This is a genomic window from Actinokineospora spheciospongiae (genome assembly GCF_000564855.1).
GTDB lineage: Bacteria > Actinomycetota > Actinomycetes > Mycobacteriales > Pseudonocardiaceae > Actinokineospora > Actinokineospora spheciospongiae.
The window spans coordinates 1-18769 of record NZ_AYXG01000015.1; the positions used below are offsets into that span (position 1 = coordinate 1).

Below are 18769 nucleotides of genomic sequence, written 5' to 3' on the forward strand. Positions count from 1 at the left end.
CCCACCCAAGCACATCCACCCACCCGGGCATTCTGGCGCCGGGCCGGCGGTTGGTGGGGTGGTCGGCTTTCGCTGCGCCCGATGGGTTCGGCGTGGCGGGGCGCCTGGCCTGCGGTTCGGGGGTGGGCGGCGGCTGCGCCCGGTGGGGTTTCGGGTGGCTGGCCGCCGGGCAGGTGGTTGGCGGTGGGCTTTCGCTTTGCCGCCGCCGCAACCGGATCAGCCGCCGGTGATGCCGTGCTCGTACGCGTAGCGCACCGCATCGGCCCGGTCCCGGGCCCCGATCTTGGCGAACGCGTTGTTGATGTGCGTCTTCACCGTCGTCTCCGCGATGAACAGCTTCGCGGCGATCTCGGTGTTGTTCAGCCCGGCCCCGATCAACCCCACCACCTGCAACTCCCGCTCGGTCAACCCGTCTGGCTTCGCCCCCCGCGCCCCAGCCTGCTGCGGTGTGGGCCCAGGTCGGCGCAGGGCCGCCATGAGCCGTTGCGACACCGCCGGGTCGAACGTCGACTGCCCGACAGCGGCCGAGCGCAGTGCGGCGGCGATCTCCCGGCGGCCCGCGTCCTTGGTGAGGTAGCCGCGCGCCCCCGCGTCCAGTGCGGAGACGATCGACTCGTCGTCGGCGTAGGTGGTCAGCACGAGCACGGCCACGCCGGGGTGGCGCGCGGTGATCTGCCTGGTGGCCTCCACCCCGTCCACGCCGGGCATCCGCAGGTCCATCAGCACCACGTCGGGGCGGTCGCGGGCCACCGCGGCCAGTGCCGCTGCCCCGTCCTTGGCCGAGCCGACCACCTCGACCCCGTCGACCAGGCCGAGCAGGGCGGTCAGCCCCTCCCGGACCACGTGCTGGTCGTCGACCACGAGCACCCGGATGGCCGCGCCGCCGGTTCCCTCGCTCACGCAGGCACCTCCACCGTCAGGGCCCAGCTCGGCCCGTCGCCGTCCGACTCCGCTCCCGCGCTCAGCGTTCCGCCCACCAGCGCGACCCGCTCGCGCATCCCCTCCAGGCCGTACCCGCCGCCCCGGGTCGCCGCCGGGTCCCCCGGTCGCAGCGGGTTGCGCACGGTCAGCCGGACGTCGCCGACACCATACTTCAGCCGCACCGCCACCGGGGTGCCCCCGGCGTGCTTGGCGGCGTTGGTCAGCGCCTCCCTGGCCACCCGCAGCACCGCCACGGACACCGCGCTCGGCAGCGCCCGCTCGGCCCCCTCGGTGACCAGGTCGACGTGCATCCCGCGGTCCAGCCGGTAGCCCTCGACCAGGGCGGCGATGGCCACGGGCAGGGGTGGGACGTCGGCGCGCAGCGCGGCGACGGCCTCGCGGGCCTCGTCCAGGCCCGCGGCGGCCAGGGCGCGGGACCGGCGCACGTGGGTCAGCCCGTGCTCCAGGTCGCCGCGCTCCTCCAGGTGCGCCTCCGCCAGTTCCAATTGGACGCTCAGCGCGCCGAGGGAGTGGGCCAGCAGGTCGTGCAGCTCGCGGGCCAGCCGGGCGCGCTCGTCGAGGGCGGCGGCGCGGGCCCGCTCGTGCTGGGTGCGCCGCACCTGTTCGACCAGCAGCCGGTTCTGCTCGGCCTGCACCCGGTACTGCCTGCGGTTGAGGCCCATCAGGGTGACCAGCAGCAGCACCGCCGCGGTGGCCGCGGTCGACCCGAGCGGCCTGCCCGCCAGCGCGCAGCTCGTGGCGCTGATCGCCACGTCCAGCCCGCACGCGGCCAGGATGGCGGGCACGGACGGGGTCATGTGCGAGGCGAGCACGAGCAGGGTGATGCCCGCCAGGATCGCCGCGCTGCCGTTGGTCTCCGGCCCGGTCAGCGCCGACGGCAGCGCGGAACTGACCGCCAGCACCACCACCGCCGACCGGGGGTACCTGGTGTCGAGCAGGGCGAAGGCGACCCAGCACAGCGCGCTGGCCGCCACCACCGCCCACTCGGTGCCGTCGAACTCCCCCGGGCGCACCGACACCAGCGTGGCGGCGATGAAAACGCTGCCCAGGACGCGGACCAGCCACCACCCCGGCTCGAACCGCCCCCCGGTGCGCTCGCCGCCCGGCGGCCCGTCCTGCTCGGTCGCGATCCCCTGCGCCACGTTCCCCTGCGCCGCTGTCCCCTGCGCCACTTCCAGCCGCCCCCCACCCGTCCGGTGCCCCGACGCGGACAGCTTCGCACCGGGTCGGGGCGGCGGGGAGGTCGGGCCGGTCGGGTCAGTGGAAGCGGCGCCCCGGAACCGGTTGCTTGGAGGTGCGCAGGGCCACCACACCGGACTGGGCCAGCAGGTTCAGGCCGACGGTGAGCAGGATGGACCCGCCACCCGCGGTGAGGGTGGCACCGGAGAAGTGGCCGATGCCACCGATGACGACCCGGACCACCGCGAAGCCGATCCACAGCGCCATCGCCTTGGCGGCCATCCGCTGGAAGGCCCGGCCGTGCTCCCACTTGATCTGGATGGCCCAGCCGGTCAGCGCGCCGGTGACCAGGGCGAGCACGACACCGGTGACCAGGAAGGTGATGTCCACCCCGGTCACCGGCTGGTCGCCGAGGCGGCGCATCTGCAGCAGGCCGACCGCGGCGATGGTCGCGGGCCCCGCCCACGTCTCCTTGTCGCGGTGGTCGAACTCGCTCCACATGGCACGTTTGACCACGACGTACACGACGACGGCGATGGCGATCAGTGCGTTGACGAGGTTGCTGGCCGTCATGGCTGTCTCCCGGATGTCCTCGGCGCGGGCGTCACAGACAGTAGACAGTGGCGGGGAAGCGGGGTAACGGCCCCGGGGTGGAGACGAGGGTGGAGATCCGGGTGGGCCTCAGCGGCCCTTCGCGCCCGTGCGGCCGTCACCGGCACCCGTGGGCGCGTACAGCCCCTCGGCGATGAGGTCGGCGATTTCCCACTGGTTCCCGGCCAGCGGGCAGTGGTTGCCGGGGAACACCTCGACGCGGAATTCCCCGGTGGTGTTCCGGCGCCACTCGAATGCCTCGGTGGGCCGCACCGGGCCGCTGTCGGAGATGATGGCGGAAATGGGGGCGGCCACCCGCGGGGCCGACCCGGTCCCGGGGGCGGGGGAGCACGCGGCGAAGACCGACAGCGCCGCGGTCCGGTCGGTCCGCTCCAGGCGGGCGGCCACGGCCAGCGCCAGCGGGGCGCCCTCGGCGTGGCCCACCAGGGCCAGCGGTTCGCCGGGCAGGTCGGCGAGCTGCCCGACGAGCCGTTCGACGACGGTTTCCGGCTGCCACGCCCCGGTCAGCAGTTGCAGGACGATGACGTCGGTGCTCGCGGGCGTGGGCACACCCCCTTCGGCGGGGGTGGCGACGAGCCGGTCCCGCGCCACCGCGGCGCAGGCGATGAACGGGGCGCCCGCGTCGTTGAAGAAGGCGTCGAGCATCACAGCGGCCAACCCCTCGTCGTCGTGCGAGCAGCACTCATGTCCCTGTGCATTTCGCAGTTGCTGCACACAGACGCTACTGGTTCGCTGTGCGGCGCGCATCGGCTCGGTGGTTGAGTTGTTCCGCATGAGGGATTAGTCCCGAGTTTACGCCGACCGGGCTACACCGAAGGTGAGTGCCCACGACGGAAAGTGATCAACACAGTTCCCGGCGCCGCCCAGCGGTGCGACCGGTGTCGAAATCGATGTCCACCCGCGCTACGCCTGTGCTGGTGGAGGCCGCTCCGGGAATTGCTCCCGGAGAACGGCCACAGCGGTTCCGGGGGGTCTGTGAGGGGTTGTGACCGCGTCCGTTAGGGGTTGTCCGCCCTTTTCGCGGCTCGTTAACGTGACCGCGTCTGGAAATGGCGCGGTTGCGACTTTCCCCGCGTTTGTCCATTTCCTTCCCGCGCAGGCGAAAGGTGCTCACCGTGCACTCCTATCGCGTCGCCGTCATCGGCGCCGGTTACGTCGGTCTGACCACCGCGGCCTGCCTGGCCTCCCTGGGCCACCGGGTCACCTGCGGGGAGGTCGACGCCGCGAAGGTCGAGCGGCTGCGCCGCGCCGACGTGCGCATCCTCGAACCCGGCCTGCCCGAGCTGGTGGCCGAGGGCTTGGCCGCGGGCCGGCTGGACTTCGTCGTCGGCGCCGCGGCCGCCACCGCCGACGCGGAGGTGGTCTTCCTCTGCGTCCCCACCCCCATGGGCGAGGGCGGCACCGCCGACCTGACCGCGGTCGAGGCCGTGCTCACCGAGGTCCGCGACCACCTGCCCGCCGGGTGCGTGCTGGTCAACAAGTCCACCGTCCCCGTCGGCACCGCCGGGCGCACCGCGGCCCTGCTCGGCCGCGACGACGTCGCCGTGGTGTCCAACCCGGAGTTCCTGCGCGAGGGCAGCGGCGTGCGGGACTTCCTCAACCCCGACCGCATCGTGGTGGGCTCGCGCTCGCGCGCCGCCGCCGAGCGGGTGTCGGCCCTGTACGCGGGCCTGGGCGCCCCCACCGTCCTCACCGACGCGGCCAGCGCCGAGATGGTCAAGTACGCGGCGAACTGCTTCCTGGCCATGAAGCTGTCCTACGTCAACTCCCTCGCCGAGCTGTGCGAGCGCCTGGGCGCCGACATCGGTGACGTCACCGAGGGCATGGGCCGCGACAACCGGATCGGCCCGTCGTTCCTCGACCCCGGCCCCGGCTGGGGCGGGTCGTGCCTGCCCAAGGACACCAACGCCCTGATGCGGGTGGCCGAGGCGGCGGGGTTCGACTTCGGCATCCTGCGCTCGGTCATCGCCGCCAACGACCGGCAGGCCGCCCGCGTGGCCGACAAGGTCGCCGAGGCGGTCGGCGGTTCGGTGTCCGGGGTGCGCATCGGCCTGCTCGGCCTGACGTTCAAGGCGGGCACCAACGACCTGCGCGACTCGCCCGCCCTGGCGGTGGCCGGGGTGCTGCACGCCCGCGGCGCCGACCTGGTCGGCTACGACCCCGGCCTGCTGGCCCTCGACCAGCCGGAGGCCCACGACCTGCTGGCCGCGGCGGGCATCCTCACCCTGGTCGACGACGTGCTCGACGTGGCCAAGGACGCCGCCGCGCTCGTGGTGCTCACCGAGTGGCCCGAGTTCCGCGGCCTGGACTGGCACCGCGTCGCCGACGCCCTCGCCGGGCGGGTCGTCGTCGACGGGCGCAACCACCTCGACCCCGACGCGCTGGCCAAGGCGGGCATCGCCTGGCGCGGCCTCGGCCACCGCCACGCCCAGCAGCCGCTCACCGCACCCGCGTAACCCCCCAGGAAGGGACGACCATGAAGGTTTTCTCCAGCGTCACCGGTTCCCACGGGCACGCCCGCGCCGTGCTCCCGGTGGTGCGGGCCCTGGCCGACGCCGGGCACGAGGTGCTGGTGGCCACGCCCCGCCACCTCGCCGAGGTGTTCGAGGACGAGCCGCTGCGCGTCGAACCGGTCATGCCCGACATGGCCCAGATCATCCTGCAACTGCGCGCCGCGGGCACCTCCGTGCTCACCGACGAGGGCATCGACCCCCGGCTGGCGCTGATCGCCCTGGCCAGCGGCCCGCACGTCACCGCCACGTTCAACACCACCCACGCCCTGGCCGAGGAGTGGGGCGCGGAACTGGTGGTGCGCGACGGCGCGGAACTCTCAGCCGTCCTGGTCGCCGAGGCCCTGGGCGTCCCGCACGTGTCCGCCCCCTCCGGCGCGGGCAACATCACCGACGCGGCGGGCATCGTCGAAGCCCTCAACGAACGCCGCGACGAGGTCGGCCTGCCCGCCCAGGACGACCCGTTCGCCATCTACCGCCACGGCCGCCTCGACTGCCTGCCCGCCGAGTACTCGTTCGGCGCCTTCCCCATGCCCGAGGCGTTCGCCTACCGCCAGCCCACCGACCTCGACCGGGGCCGCAGCCTCCCCGCCGACCTCGCCGCCATCCCCGGCGACAAGCCCCTGGTCCTGGCCTCGGTCGGCACGGCGCTGCCCGTGGTGCTCAACATGGAGCAGTTCGGCATCGACCTCCCCGAGGACATGCTGTCCCCCGCCGACACCGTCCGCGCCATCGTCCACGGCCTGTCCAAAGTGGACTGTTACGCCGTGGTCGCCTCCGGCGGCTTCCCCCCGGAGGACAGCGACTTCGGCGACCACGTCCTCGTCGTCGACCACATCCCCCAGCCCCTCCTGCTGGAATCCACCGCCGCCTTCCTCACCCACGGCGGCTACAACAGCATCCGCGAGTCCATCCGCGCGGGCGTCCCCATGGCCGTCCTGCCCCAGTTCGGCGACCAGCACCACAACGCCACCCGCGTCCAGGACCTCGGCCTCGGCCACCACATCACCGACGTCACCCCCGACGGGGTCGCCGCCGCCGTCACCCACCTCCTGGAAGACGAGAAGACCCGCGCGACCACCACCACCGCCCAGCGCCGAACCACGGCCCTCCCGGGTGTGGACGCCGTCGTGGCCCACCTGGAGTCGCTGGCCCGCGCCTGACAGGCAGGCGGGAACCCGCCGAAACACACACCGCACCAACGGATGGCCGCCACCCGAGCGGTGGGAGGTCCGCGGCGGAGCGGCGCCTGACCTCATCCTGCCAACGCTGGATGTGCGTCCACCGTGCGGCGTATGGTCGGTGGATGAGCCCCGAATCGCGGAGGTCATCCCAGCACGGCGGGTCCGCGACACTGGTCCGCCAGACGAAGGACGTGCAGACCGCGGTCGTGTCCGCGCTCCTGCGCTACATCGAACTGACGGTGAAGATGCGCGAGTTCGAGGACCTCTTCAGCTCGCAGGTCGTGAGCACCGCGGCGGAGCTGTTCATGGTCAGGGAACAGCGCAAGCGCCTGGAACGGGAATACCGGCGGATTCAGCAGAAGGTCGCCCAGGGCGATTACGACACCGCCGACGAGATCAAGGCGGAGGTCGACGAGGCGCTGCGGTCGTTCGACGGTGTCGCCGCGCCTGCGGGGTCCGAGGCGGCACCCGAGCCGGGCGGGTACGAGGGCGAGCGGATCGACGCGGCCACGAAGGCGCGCATCGTCCGCGAGTTCAAGCGCACGGTCCTGCCGAACGTGCACTCCGACACCTCGGAGGCGGAGTTCTCGGAGTTCGAAGTCGCCTACTCGGCTTACCGGAGCCGCGACTACACGCTGATGGAGGCGTTGGTCATCCAGTACCGGGGCGAAATCGGTCTTGAGGAGGACGGTCAGCCCCTGACCCTGCGGCAGTTGCAGACCCGCCTGGCCGACTACCGGGCCGCGCAGAAGCGGCTCGACGAGCGCCTGCGCTCGCTGGAGCAGGACGTCACCTCGGCTGAGGTCAGTGCGCCCGACCAGGCCAGGAAGCGCATGGAAGAACAGCGGGAGCGGTTCCTCCACGCCATCGCCGAGGAAGCCGACAAGGTCCGCGACCTCCAGGACCTGTTGCGCGACCTCGCCGCCACAGCGCGGAACAGGAGCAGGGGGGAGAGCTGAGTTGGGAGAGCTGATCCGCTGGCCGTGGTCGCGCCCGCCCGCGCGCAACGAGGTCCGCGAGCTGATGCGGCGTTTCCTGGAGGAGAGCGACGACCAGGACGACTTCGAGTGGGACGCGCTGACCACCAGGGACGGCCTGCCGCACAACTGGATCTACGACCTGTTCCACGACTCGACCGGACGGGTGTGGGTCGGCACCTGGGGCGGCGGGCTCGGGGTCTTCGACGGGCGGTGGCGGACCTACCGGCGCCGCGACGGGCTGGCCAGCGACAACGTGACCTGCATCCGCGAAGACCGGCTCGGTCGGGTGTGGGTGGCCACCGACGGCGGCATGAACCGCTTCGACGACGGCCGGTTCGTCGACGCGGGCCTGACCGGCAAGAGCGTCCTGAACATCACCATCGACCGGCACCAGAACCTCTGGGCGGGCTGCTGGCGCGCCGCCCGTTCCGGCGGCGGGCTGTACCGGGCCGACGGTGTCGGTGACCGGGCGGGCATCGGGCGCACCGGTCCGCGGTGGGTCGGCCTCAGCGGCCCCGGCGGAGCACCCGGGCTGGAGATCCTGAAGGTGTTCGAGGACTCCCGCGGCCGCGTCTGGGTGGGCACCTACGACGGTGGCAGGGGCGCGGGCGTCGGGTGCTGGGACGGTCGGCGCTGGCGGCGGTTCACCGAGGGCGACGGGCTCGTCGGGAATTGCGTCTACTCGATGTTCGAAGACCCGGAGGGGCGGATGTGGTTCGGCACCACCAAGGGTGTCGCCGTGTACGACGGCTCGGTGTGGCGCACGCTGACCAAGAAGGATGGGCTGGTCGACAACCAGGTCTTCGCCATGTTCATCGACACGGACAAGAAGATGTGGTTCGGCACCGCGGGCGGTGTGAGCCGCTACGACGGTGAGAAGTGGCGGTCGTTCACCCGCAAGGACGGCCTCGTGGAGAACCTGGTCCGGGCGATCGGCCAGGGCGGGGACGGCTCCCTGTGGTTCGGGACGTACCCGTACCTGCCCCTGCGCGGCGGGATCAGCCGCGCACGGCGACCGGTCGCCCGCGACAGCATCGAGACGCAGGTGAACAAGTACCTGCCCCGCGGGCACCGGGACCGGCTCCTGGGGCGCGGGACCGACGACGACTGAGCACTACCTCTTGACCCGGTTGCGCACCGAGATCAGCGCCAGTCCGAGGAACAGCGGGCCGCACAGGCGGACCAGGATTCGCACCAGCTCACCCGGCCAGGTGAGCACGACCGTCCCGAACAGCTTGGGTTCGAGGGAGACCGCCGCCCCGGTCGTGTAGACGGCGGACGCGCCGAAGCCCAGGCCCGGGGCGGCGAACCCGAATCTGTGCAGCGCGACCGCGGCCAGCGCCACCGTCACGGCCAGGCTCAAGAGCGCGCGCGTCGCCCTCAATCCGTAGCCGGACACCAGCCAGTACAGCGTCAGGATCACCCGCTCGCCGAACAGCGTCGACGGCGCGTGCCTGCGCATCTCCATCTCGCCGTAGTAGAAGTCAGCCGCGCCCGGCTCGTTCTTGCTGTCCTCCTGGGCTTTCCGCAGCGACCGGTAGAGCGTTGCCAGCGCCTCCGGCGAAGGGGGGCGGAGCTCGTCCCCGATCTCCTCCGCGCGCTTGCGCCAAGCCGCCCCGCGCCGCCGGGTGACCCGCCAGGCGACCTCCTCGGCCAGCAGTTGCCTGCGCGAGCGCAACGACAGCACCCGGTGCCCGGGCGACCGCGCGAACCGGCTGCGTCCCTCGATGCGCAGCTTGTCGATGTTGCTCGCCCCGGCGAACGCCGCCCGGGAGAGGTCGGCGTCGGAGACGGTCAGCTTGGTCAGGTCCACCCCGCGCAGGCTGGTGACCGACGGTGCCCACAGGCGCTCGGGCCGGTCGCTCCGATCGCGCCGGACCAGGTCCGCGAGCGCACCGCTGTCGAAGTCCAACTCCCGCGCCGTGGGCAGCGGGTCGAACGCGGTGTCGGCCCCCGACTCGTCACCGATCACCGAGGACGGCCCGGCGAACGAGGCGCGTTCCAGGTTCGCCCGCGCGTAGCGCAGCCGCAGCGTGACGCCCTGCTCGAAGACGGTGCGGACGCAGGACACCGCGGTCGCCAGCAGCTCGACCGTCACCGCCGCACCGAAGACCACCCGGTCCACGACGACGCGCTCGGCCCCCAGCGGACCGACCTGGTCGGCCGAGGCGAACGAGGCCCCGGTGAAGTCGACGCCGACCCGGTCCGACGCCCAGACCCGGCCGAAGTCCGCCACCCCGGCGAACGCGGCCCCGGTGAACGACACCGTGGTCGGCTGCCCGGGATTCGGCCGGAACCGCGCCCCGGCGAAACGCGCCGCCCCCTGGAATTCCGCGTCGGCGAAGACAGTCGCCCCGTGGAACACAGCGTCGGAGAAGTCGACGTCGGCGTCGAACCGCGCCCACCGGAACGCCGCCTGCCGCAGCCGCGCCACGCGGAAGTCGGTGACATCCCCCTCGAAGACCGCCTCGTCGAAGTGCGCCGTCCGCTCGAACCGCGCGCCGTGGAACCGGGTCGCGCCCTTGAACACGGTCCTGCCGAAGTCCGCGTCGTCGGCGAAGACCGCCTCGGTGAAGTTCGCATCGCCGAGCACCGGAGTCCCCTCCGACCGCACCCCGCCCAAGACGCGGCGCAGCAGGTCCGCGCTCAGCCGGGTGCCCCGCAGGTCGACCTCGCCCCCGGGCCGCAACCGGGCCAGGATCGCCTCCACCCGCCCGACGTCGGTGTGCGCCAGGCACAGCGGGGCCCCAGCCGCCACCTCGATCGGGCGCACCGCGTACTCCCCGCGAATCCCCCTGCACCGCCGACCATCCGAGTCGACCCGCCCACACCGAGGCCAGTCCTCATTCCCCATGACACCGTGATACCAGCTTGCGCTCGCCCCGTGGGGCTGTCACTGATGCGGGTACGCGAACCGCTGAGGCGGCCAACGGCGGCTGCGACCCGGCGCCGGGTGCGCGGCCTGGACGGAGCAGGGCTCGACGTTGTTCCCAGGGTGTACCGGAAGGCTTGACGGGCCTGGTTTCGCGCGCTTACCCTTGTGTTCGGTACACCGTGGGAACAACGGAAGTGACGCATGGGTGCAAACGTGAAGTTCTACACCGCCACCAAAGGGCGAAACCAGGGACGCGAGGCGTGGTCGGTCATCTTCCGGCACCCCGCGCGTCTGGACGTCGGTACCGGCAAGACCGGTCGTCGCGTCCGGCGTGGGCTCAGCACGACCGACGAGCGCGAAGCGGAGCGCTTGGTGGAACAGCTCAACGAGATCCTGCGGACACCGGCGCTCTGGGAAGCGACTGCTCGCACTTCGCTCGCAGGCCGCTTCGACGCTCGTGTGATCGAGATATTCTACGACGGCCTGGAGGCCGTCCAACTTGACTTCGCCGGTGTGCGCGCGGAGCGGATTCCGTTCCCGGCGAGCGCCGACAGCTACCGGACGGTGCTGCTGCTGGGTACGACCGGTGCGGGCAAGACCACGCTCGTGCGGCAGATCCTGGGTACCGATCCGAAGACCGAGCGATTCCCCTCGACGTCGACCGCCAAGACGACGGTGGCTGACACCGAGCTCATCCTGACCGAGGACCGGGTTTACCGCGCGGTTGTGACCTTCGCGCCCCGCGATGAGGTCATCGACTACCTGGCCGAGAACGTCTCACGTGCGGCGTTGTCCGCGCGCCAGGGCAGGAGCGATGCCAAGATCGCGCTTGACCTGCTCGACCACCAAGACCAGCGCTTCCGCTTCAGCTACGTCCTCGGTCGCGGTGCGGGAGTGGCGACCGGGGTCGACGAGGATGTCGTCGACGACGACCTGCCGGATGACGACATCGATGACGACGACCGGGTCGACGGGGTCGAATTGGACCCCGGGGAGTACGGCGATGTCGACATCGAGGCGACAGAGCGCGTGCTGGCGGAGTGCGTCGCGTCCGTCAAGCAGATGGTGACGCGCTACGTCGACGAGGTCGGAGCAGATGTCGTGGCGGACGAAGACGACGAGCGGGTGCTCGACGAGCTGATCGAGGAAGCCCTCGACACCGACCTGCGGCAGTCGGAGGAGTTCCACCGGGTCGTTGACGCGCTCATCGATGAAATCGAGAAGCGCTTCGCGACCCTGGACGTGGGGGAGTTCCGGCGCAACCGGCAGGGCTGGCCCGTCTCGTGGTCGTGGGAGGCTGACGACCGCGCAGCTTTCATGAGGGTCGTGACCCGGTTCTCCAGCAACTACGCGCCGCTCTTCGGGCGTCTCCTGACCCCGCTGGTCAACGGGCTGCGGGTCAGCGGCCCCTTCCAGCCCAAGTGGTCGGACGCGCCGCTCCGACTCATCCTGGTGGACGGGGAAGGGCTCGGTCACACCGCCAAGTCGGTGAGTTCGCTTTCCACCCACGTCCAAGAGCAGTTGCGGCAGGCCGACGCGGTGCTGCTGGTCGACAACGCGACGCAGCCGATGCAGGCCGCACCGGTGGCCGCCCTCAAGGCGATGGTCGTCTCCGGGACCGCCACCAAACTGCACATCGTGTTCACGCATTTCGACCAGGTGAAGGGCGACAACCTCCCCACCTTCCCGCTTCGGGAGGAACACATCCTGGGGTCGGTGGACAACGTCCTGAAAGCCATCGGGGAGGAGCTCACGCCGTCGGCCGAGCGAGTACTGCGTCGACGCGTCGAGAAGGCGCGGTTCTTCGTCGGCGGCATTCACGAGAAGCTCGACCCGCAGCGAAAAATCGGGGCGCGCACGATCCGCCAACTCGAGGAATTGCTGGATCTGCTGGCGCGTCCCGAACGCGCGGCCGACGCAGGCCCCAACCGCCCGGTGTTCGACCGCATGAACCTCTCGCTCGCCGTCACCGAGGCGGCCAAGGCGTTCCACCACCGCTGGCTGGGCCTGTTGGGTCTGCGATCCAACCCGGATGCCCCCAAGGAGCACTGGACGCGCGTCAAGGCGATGAGCCGACGACTGGCCGAGGGGTGGCAGAAGGAGGGCTACGACAACCTGATGCCGGTTGCCGACCTCAGCTTCCAACTGCAATTCCAGATCTACCTGATGCTGCAGCGCCCGGTGCGGTGGACCGGCGGTGAGCCGCCGAGCGAGGCCGAGCGCGAGGCGGCCCTCGACACGCTGACCAACGCCGTCGCCCAGAAGCTGATCGAGGTCTCGCGGCGCAGGCTCAAGGACGAGGTGCAACTGGCCTGGCAGCGGGCATACGCGCAGCGTGGCGCCGGTTCGACCTACGACCGGGCGCGCATCATCTCGCACGACGTCTACGACCACGGTGCGCCGATCCCGACGGCCGTGGCCTCCCGGGACCAGAACAGGTTCCTCAAGGCGGTCGCCGAGGCGATCACCGAGGTCGCCGAGGAGTTCGGCGCGGAACTCGAATAGGTCCCTGTCGGTCCGCACAGGAGAGCGAGCCACTGCGACCCGGCTGCGTTGTTCCGCATTCGGCGAAGTCGTTGTTGTCGAGGCTTGATGTGGGGTGGCGGGATGTTGATGGACGAGGTCAGCGGCGGCCCGGTCTTCCTGCCGCGAAGGCGCGCTGTGGTCCTGGTCGTCCTCGGGGCGTTGTTCCGGTGGCCACGCGTCGAGTCCAGGCCCGTGGGGTGCGCCCACACCGCATTCGGTGGGGCCGCGGCGCGCGGTGTTCGTGTTCGCGGGGGTGGAGGTCGCCACCGCGCTGCTGGTTGCCCGGGTGATCCCGTCCGCGTGGTCGGCTCCGCACCTCGTCCTGGAGGTCGTTGCCGTGGGGGTGTGCCTCGGTCTCGGTTTCGCCTGGCGGACCACTCCGCACGAGTTGCGCGAGGACGTCCTGCTGATCCGCACCGCTGTCCTGGGTGACCTCGCCGTTGCGCTGTCCGCGGTGGCCGCGGTCCGTGTGAAGCACCCGGTGCGCGACCTGCCCGCCGAGTCGGGGCAGGAGCTCGATCCCACCCCACCGCCGATCGTCGTGTTCGTGCGCGGCCGTACGCGGTCCGTACTAGGGTTGCAGGCCGCACACCTCGGACTGTGGGGGTCACCAGCGGTGGACAACTCGTCGTCGCGCAATGAGATGTCTGGGTCGGCGCGTGGCGTTGTGCAGGCGACCAACATCGACAACGTGTACCTGGGCGCTCCGGAGGCGGAACCGGCGGTTCCGGCGCAGGCGGGGGCGCCGCCCTCGCCGTTCGTCAACCGGGAGACCCCGTTGGCGGAGCTGAGGTCGCGGGCGGAGGCCGTGGACCGGGTGGGGCCGGGGGTGGCCGCCGTGCGGGGGATGCAGGGGGTGGGGAAGACGGCGCTGCTGCTGCAATTCGCGGCCACGGCGGCGGACCTGTTCACCGATGGTGTGCTGGCGGTGGGGTTCGGGCCGGGGGCCGGGGCGCCGAGCGAGGCCGCGTGGGGGTTGTTGCAGGGGCTCGGTGTTCCCGAGCAGCGGATACCGGCGAAGTTCGAGCACCGGGTGGCGATGTACCGGTCGATGACCGCCGGGCGGCGGCTGCTGGTGCTGATGGACGACGTGACCGACGCCGGGCAGGTGTCGGCGCTGCTGCCGAACTCGTCGGGGAGCATGGTCGTGGTGGCGGGCAACCGCGCGCTGGAGGACCTGCTCGCGGACGGGGCGCTCGACGTCCCGCTGGAGTCGCTGTCGGTGGACGACGGTGTCGAGTTGCTGCGCAGGCTGTGCGGGGCGCAGCGGGTCGACGCGCAGGTGGAGCAGGCGCGTGAGCTGGTCGCCGCGTACGAGGGGCACCCGTCGGCGATCAAGGCCGCGGCGGGCCGGTTGCGGTTGCGGGCGTCGTGGCCGGTGTCGCGGCTGCTGGCCGAGTTGCGCCGGGCCGTGCCCGCCAACGGGTCGGTCGAGGCGAAGGTGCTGGAGTCGTTCGACCAGGTGTACGGCGACCTGCCCGGGCCGGTGCGGGAGCTGTACCGCGTCGTCGGCGTGGTCATCGGGGTCCGGATCGGCGTCGAGGCGCTCGCCGAGGTCACCGGGCGGCCCCGGGACGACGTGGCCGCGGACCTGGACGACCTGTTCGCCGTCGGGCTCGTCACCGAGGACCGGGAGGAGACCTACCGCCTGCACCGGCTGGTGCGCCGCCACGCCCTGCAGCGCACCGCCGAGGAGGACGACGACGGCGTGCGCCGCGACTGGCGCGAGCGGGCGGTGCGGTGGTGGCTGGCCGAGGCGGTGGGTGCCGACCTGGCCGCCGACCCCGGGCGCCTGCGCGTCCCCGACCCCGACTCGGTGCGGGGTGAGCGGCCCGGGGGCGTGTCCGCCGCCGAGGCCCTGACCTGGCTCGACCACGAGCACGCGAACCTCCTCGCGGTCCTGGACGCCGCGGCGGCGGAGGGCTGGAACGCCGAGGTGTGCAGGCTCTTCGAAGCGTTGTTCGCCCTCTACAAGACGCGCAAGCCGCTGTCCTCCTGGGTCCGCGCGGGCCGGGTCGCGGTGGACGCGGCTGTGCTGACGGGCAGCCCGGAGACCGAGGCGCGCTGCCGCTGCCTGCTGGCCAAGGCCTTCCAGGAACTCGAACGCTTCGACGAGGCCCACGCCCAGCTCCGCCGCGCCCAGGAACTGGTGGACGACGTCCCCGAACGGTTCGCCGCCTCGGTGTACGACTTCACCGGCAACCTGTGCCTGCGGCAGGGCGACCCGGAGACCGCGCTGACCTGGTTCCGGCGGGCGCTGGAGATCAACCGCAGGCTCGGCCTGGTGCGGGGGACCGCGTTGCAGAGCGCGCTGGCGGCGCGCGCGCTCGGCAGGCTGGGCCGGGTCGAGGAAGCGCTGGCGCTGTTCGCCGAGGCGCGCGACCTCGTCACCGGTGGCCCGGCCGCGGTGCTGCTGCCGAAGATCCTGGCGGGCACCGGGGCCGTGCTCGCCGCGGCGGGACGCGTCGACGAGGCCCGGCGGGCGCTCCTGGACGCCGTCGGGCAGGCGGTGGCGGAGGGCAACACCGCGGACGCCACCGACGCCCTGATCAGCCTCGCGGACCTGGGCGGCCCCGACGCGGACGCGCACCGCGGGCAGGCCGTGCGACTGCTGGAGCAGATGGGCAGCCCCCGCGCGGCCCGCCTGATCGCCGGGATCGTTCAGCGGGCGTGAAACCGCACCGTCGTCGAGCCCGATCCGACGACGATGGTGAGGCGGCGCAACCGGTCGAGCGCCACACCGCGCGCCAGGCAGCACTGGACGGCGGAACCCACCAGCGAGGCGTCCGCCGGTCCGGCCGCCACCACCGCCCCGCCACCGCGAACGGCGACGAGCAGCCCGCCGTGCCGGAGCGCGGCCACCGCCACCCGCAGGGCGGGCAGCCCGGCGAACGCCGCCGCGGCCCACTCGCCCGCCCGCGCGGTCGAAGCGTGCCGCGCGGTGCTCCACACGACGGCGGCGCGCTCGGCCCAGCCGGGGTCGACCTCGGTGTCGTCCGCGGCGAGGTGCCGGGCGTGCGGCTGGTCCTCGTCGTAGGTCAGCGCGGGGAACCGGGTCAGCTCCACCGTCGCCCGCCCGTCCTCGACCGGCCCGAGCGAGGACCGCACCGAGTAGGCGGTGGGGGTGGGCACGTCGACCTCCGGCACGGGCGCGGGGCGGACCCGGGCGGGCCCGCGCGGCGGCCGCACCCCCAACTCGCCGTAGACCATGGCGCGCACCCGCTCCATCGACCGCCCCCGGAAGGCGAACAGCGCGTCGGCGATGCCCGCCTCCAACGGCGCGGCGGAGTCCAACTGCCCGGTGACCGGCAGGTCCGGGCGCAGCCTGGCCAGCCGCCCGCGCAGCCGGTCGATCGGCGACCCGGGCACCACCTCCGGTCCCCCGTCCTCCGCCAGCACCACCGCAACCCCCGCCCCCGCCGCGTACGAGGTCAACGACCCGTGGTCGGACACGACGACGTCCGCGGCGACCAGCGCCGCCCGCCACCCCTCCTCCGGGGGCACGACCACGAGCCCGGACTCGATCGCGGGCCGCAGCCAGGCGCGGACCTGCAACGGCCCGTGCTTCGCCCACACGTTGGGGTGCAGCACCAGCGCGACCCGGTTCAGGTCGGCCGCCACGGCGCCGACCACCCGGGCGGGCAGCCCCGGTTGCCTGCCGTACAACGAGTGCGGACCCCAGGTCGAGCACAGCACGACCAGCCGCTTGCCGGTCGCCCCCAGGGCCGCCCGGTAGCGGTCGCGCAACCGCCCGCTCAGCCGAATCCGGTCGAAGCACGGGTCGCCCGCGACCACGGCGCGCGGCAGCAGCAGCGGCTCGACCGCGCGGATCACGTCGAGCTGACCGGGGTGGCCGACCACGATCCTGCTGGGCACCGCCCGCCCGTCCCGCACCAGGGTCGAGCGCCGCAACCCCGACACCGCACCCGCTTCGTGGGCGGCGAACCGCTGGTAGCCCACGCCGTGCGGGAACAGCACCAGCGGGGCGGCCAACCGGTGCAGGTCGCCGTTGTCGCTGGCCGCCAGCGCCAGGTCGAACGGGTGCTCGACCGCCTCACCCCAGGGGAGCAGGACGGCCCCGCGCTCCCGCAGCCGGGACCCGAGCCGGTCGGAGAACCACGACCCACCGTCGACGGTGAAGACCAGTTCGACCCGGGGATCACCCTCGAAGACCGGCAGGACGTCCATCAGCCGGTGCAGGGCGGCGGGGGAGCGCACGACCACGAGCACCGTGCGAATCGCCGTGACCGTGGACCACCGGCTCCCGGCTCCCGGCTCCCGGCTCCCGGCTCCCGGCTCCCGGCTCCCGGCTCCCGGCTCGACATCGAATTCTACCAGCTCAGAGGTGTCTTGATCTTGGGAATTGGACCCGGGGCGCCGTTCCGGATGGGGGGATCGCCCTGGCACCGCGCCAGTCTACGTGCCGGGCCCGCCCCGCCGGATCGCGGATGAGGGCGCCGACGACCAACCCAATCCCCAGCACCGGCACCACGACGTCGGCGGAGCGTGGACCCGCGTGCACGTGGTGCCCGACCACCCCGCCGGGCACCTCGCACGTCGGCAGTCGCAGCCCCCGCCGCACGGCGGCACCCCGGATGGCCTCCGCGCCTGCGGTCAGCCGAGGGGGCAGGACCAGGACAGCGGGTAGCGTGGGCGGTGCCGTCCCCGCCACCCCTCCGGAGCCCGTGATGAGTGACATCCCCTGGGGCCCTCTCCTGATCACCGTCGCCGTGGTCGGCGGGATCATCGTCCTCGGTCTGCTCTTCGCCCTGTGGCGCAAGTACCGGATGATCCGCAGCGCCGAGACCCCGCTCCCCGCGAAGGTCGCGTTCTGGGGGTCGATCGCCTACACCGTCCTCCCGATCGACCTGCTGCCCGACCCGATCCTCTTCGACGACATCGGCGTGCTCCTCGGCGCCCTCACCTACATCACCACCACCGCCCGCAAGGTCCGGCGCGGGAAGGAGAGCCGACCGGGCTGACCACGTTCGGCAGCCCCGGCACAGGCGCCGAACGACAGCCACTCCCCTGACCCCCGCCAGGTCCCCGGCCCCTCACAACCGACTCACAACGGGGGCCGACTACCAATGGAGCCGCAGGTCGGAGACACCAGAGGGGACGAGGGACCATGCGGAAGGCGATGCTGGGAGTTGTGGCGGTCATCCTGGGGCTGGGGGCGGCGCCCGGGGTGGCGACGGCGGCGGGCGGGTGCGAGGTGGCGATCCTCGACACCGCCATGTACGAGGGGAGCCTGGGCGGGGCCAAGATGGGCTTCGGCGTGACGGCGACGGCGGGCTGCGCCGGGACGGTCAAGTACCGGACGGTGGTGTCCCCGGCCGGGGAGGGGGTGGCGAACACCCCCGAGGACTACACGGCGGTCAGCGGTGTCCTCGCGGTCAACGGTGGGCCGCTGGCGGTGCACGTGCCGGTGGTGCCGGACCAGAAGGTCGAACCCGACGAGGTGGTGCGGGTGGAGCTGTACGAGGCGAGCGGGGTGGTGATCACCCGGGCGCTGGCGGTGGGGAACATCCTCAACGACGAGGGGGTGGTCCTCGGTGTCGACGCCGGGAAGATCTACTGGGGGCCGGAGCACGTCGACATCCCGGTCGACATCAGCGCCGCTCCGCAGGCACCGGTCACCGTGCACTTCCGGACTCGGAACGGGACTGCGATCGACGGGGTGCACTACAGCTCGGTTCGGGGGGTTCTCACGTTGGAGCCGGGGAACACCTCGGCGGTGATCTCCGTGCCCCTGCTGGCCGGGGCTGACCTGGAGCCTGGTGCTTACTTCTACGTCGAGCTGTTCGATCCTTCGGCTGGGGTTGTCGGTACCGCACGGGTTTCGGTGACTGTTCGGCCGTAGGTGGTGCCTGGTGCCCGAGTGGGTTCGCTTGGCGCGGGTTTAAAGCCCGGTCGTTTGTTGGGCGTGCCCGGGTGGGTGGATGTGCTTGGGCGGGGCCC

General features: G+C 72.4%; 14 protein-coding genes. 8 read left to right on the forward strand and 6 right to left on the reverse strand.

What is annotated here, in order from left to right:
• Positions 1-216: 216 nt before the first annotated feature.
• The 4 genes from UO65_RS01760 to UO65_RS01775 all read right to left on the reverse strand — a co-directional run bounded on the left by UO65_RS01760 (position 217) and on the right by UO65_RS01775 (position 3381).
• A complete protein-coding gene (locus tag UO65_RS01760) occupies positions 217-900 on the reverse strand; it encodes a response regulator (protein WP_233427400.1) in 684 nt (227 codons plus the stop codon).
• Positions 897-2084 carry a sensor histidine kinase gene (locus tag UO65_RS01765; protein ID WP_052020455.1) on the reverse strand — a complete coding sequence of 396 codons (1188 nt, stop codon included), beginning with the start codon at positions 2082-2084 and terminating at the stop codon, positions 897-899. The genes UO65_RS01760 and UO65_RS01765 overlap by 4 nt, the downstream gene beginning before the upstream one ends.
• A gap of 115 nt (positions 2085-2199) precedes the next feature.
• Positions 2200-2694: a hypothetical protein gene (locus UO65_RS01770; protein WP_035278062.1), complete on the reverse strand. Its 495-nt coding sequence runs from the start codon at positions 2692-2694 to the stop codon at positions 2200-2202.
• A 108-nt stretch (positions 2695-2802) separates the two neighbouring features.
• Positions 2803-3381, reverse strand: coding sequence for a thioesterase domain-containing protein (locus UO65_RS01775; RefSeq protein WP_035278064.1), 579 nt, complete (start codon positions 3379-3381; stop codon positions 2803-2805).
• 467 nt (positions 3382-3848) lie between these two features.
• Between UO65_RS01775 and UO65_RS01780 the strand changes: the two genes are divergently transcribed.
• The 4 genes from UO65_RS01780 (at position 3849) to UO65_RS01795 (ending at position 8518) form a co-directional block, all read left to right on the forward strand.
• Positions 3849-5189, forward strand: coding sequence for a UDP-glucose dehydrogenase family protein (locus UO65_RS01780; protein ID WP_035278065.1), 1341 nt, complete (start codon positions 3849-3851; stop codon positions 5187-5189).
• 20 nt (positions 5190-5209) lie between these two features.
• Positions 5210-6406 (forward strand): glycosyltransferase, encoded by a 1197-nt coding sequence (locus UO65_RS01785; protein ID WP_035278068.1) that lies wholly within the window; start codon positions 5210-5212, stop codon positions 6404-6406.
• Positions 6407-6549: 143 nt separating this feature from the next.
• Complete coding sequence (locus UO65_RS01790) at positions 6550-7386, forward strand: hypothetical protein (protein WP_063935860.1); 837 nt, start codon at positions 6550-6552, stop codon at positions 7384-7386.
• Position 7387: 1 nt separating this feature from the next.
• Entirely contained in the window at positions 7388-8518 is a 1131-nt protein-coding gene (locus tag UO65_RS01795; protein ID WP_035278070.1) for a ligand-binding sensor domain-containing protein, read from the forward strand.
• 3 nt (positions 8519-8521) lie between these two features.
• Here the strand turns inward: UO65_RS01795 and UO65_RS01800 are convergent, their stop codons facing one another.
• Positions 8522-10180, reverse strand: a complete 1659-nt coding sequence (locus tag UO65_RS01800; RefSeq protein ID WP_035278073.1) for a pentapeptide repeat-containing protein — start codon at positions 10178-10180, stop codon at positions 8522-8524.
• A 315-nt stretch (positions 10181-10495) separates the two neighbouring features.
• On the opposite strand from UO65_RS01800, the gene UO65_RS01805 reads away from it, so the two are divergent.
• Positions 10496-12787 carry a hypothetical protein gene (locus UO65_RS01805; RefSeq protein ID WP_035278076.1) on the forward strand — a complete coding sequence of 764 codons (2292 nt, stop codon included), beginning with the start codon at positions 10496-10498 and terminating at the stop codon, positions 12785-12787.
• A gap of 238 nt (positions 12788-13025) precedes the next feature.
• Entirely contained in the window at positions 13026-15482 is a 2457-nt protein-coding gene (locus UO65_RS01810; RefSeq protein ID WP_052020457.1) for a tetratricopeptide repeat protein, read from the forward strand.
• On the opposite strand, the gene UO65_RS01815 is transcribed toward UO65_RS01810, so the two are convergent.
• Positions 15470-17038 (reverse strand): hypothetical protein, encoded by a 1569-nt coding sequence (locus UO65_RS01815; RefSeq protein WP_052020458.1) that lies wholly within the window; start codon positions 17036-17038, stop codon positions 15470-15472. The two genes, UO65_RS01810 and UO65_RS01815, sit on opposite strands and share 13 nt — an antisense overlap.
• 458 nt (positions 17039-17496) lie before the next feature.
• Between UO65_RS01815 and UO65_RS01820 the strand changes: the two genes are divergently transcribed.
• Positions 17497-17790, forward strand: a complete 294-nt coding sequence (locus tag UO65_RS01820; RefSeq protein WP_035278080.1) for a YkvA family protein — start codon at positions 17497-17499, stop codon at positions 17788-17790.
• A gap of 146 nt (positions 17791-17936) precedes the next feature.
• Positions 17937-18671, forward strand: coding sequence for a Calx-beta domain-containing protein (locus UO65_RS01825; protein WP_084175224.1), 735 nt, complete (start codon positions 17937-17939; stop codon positions 18669-18671).
• The last annotated feature ends 98 nt before the right edge of the window (positions 18672-18769 follow it).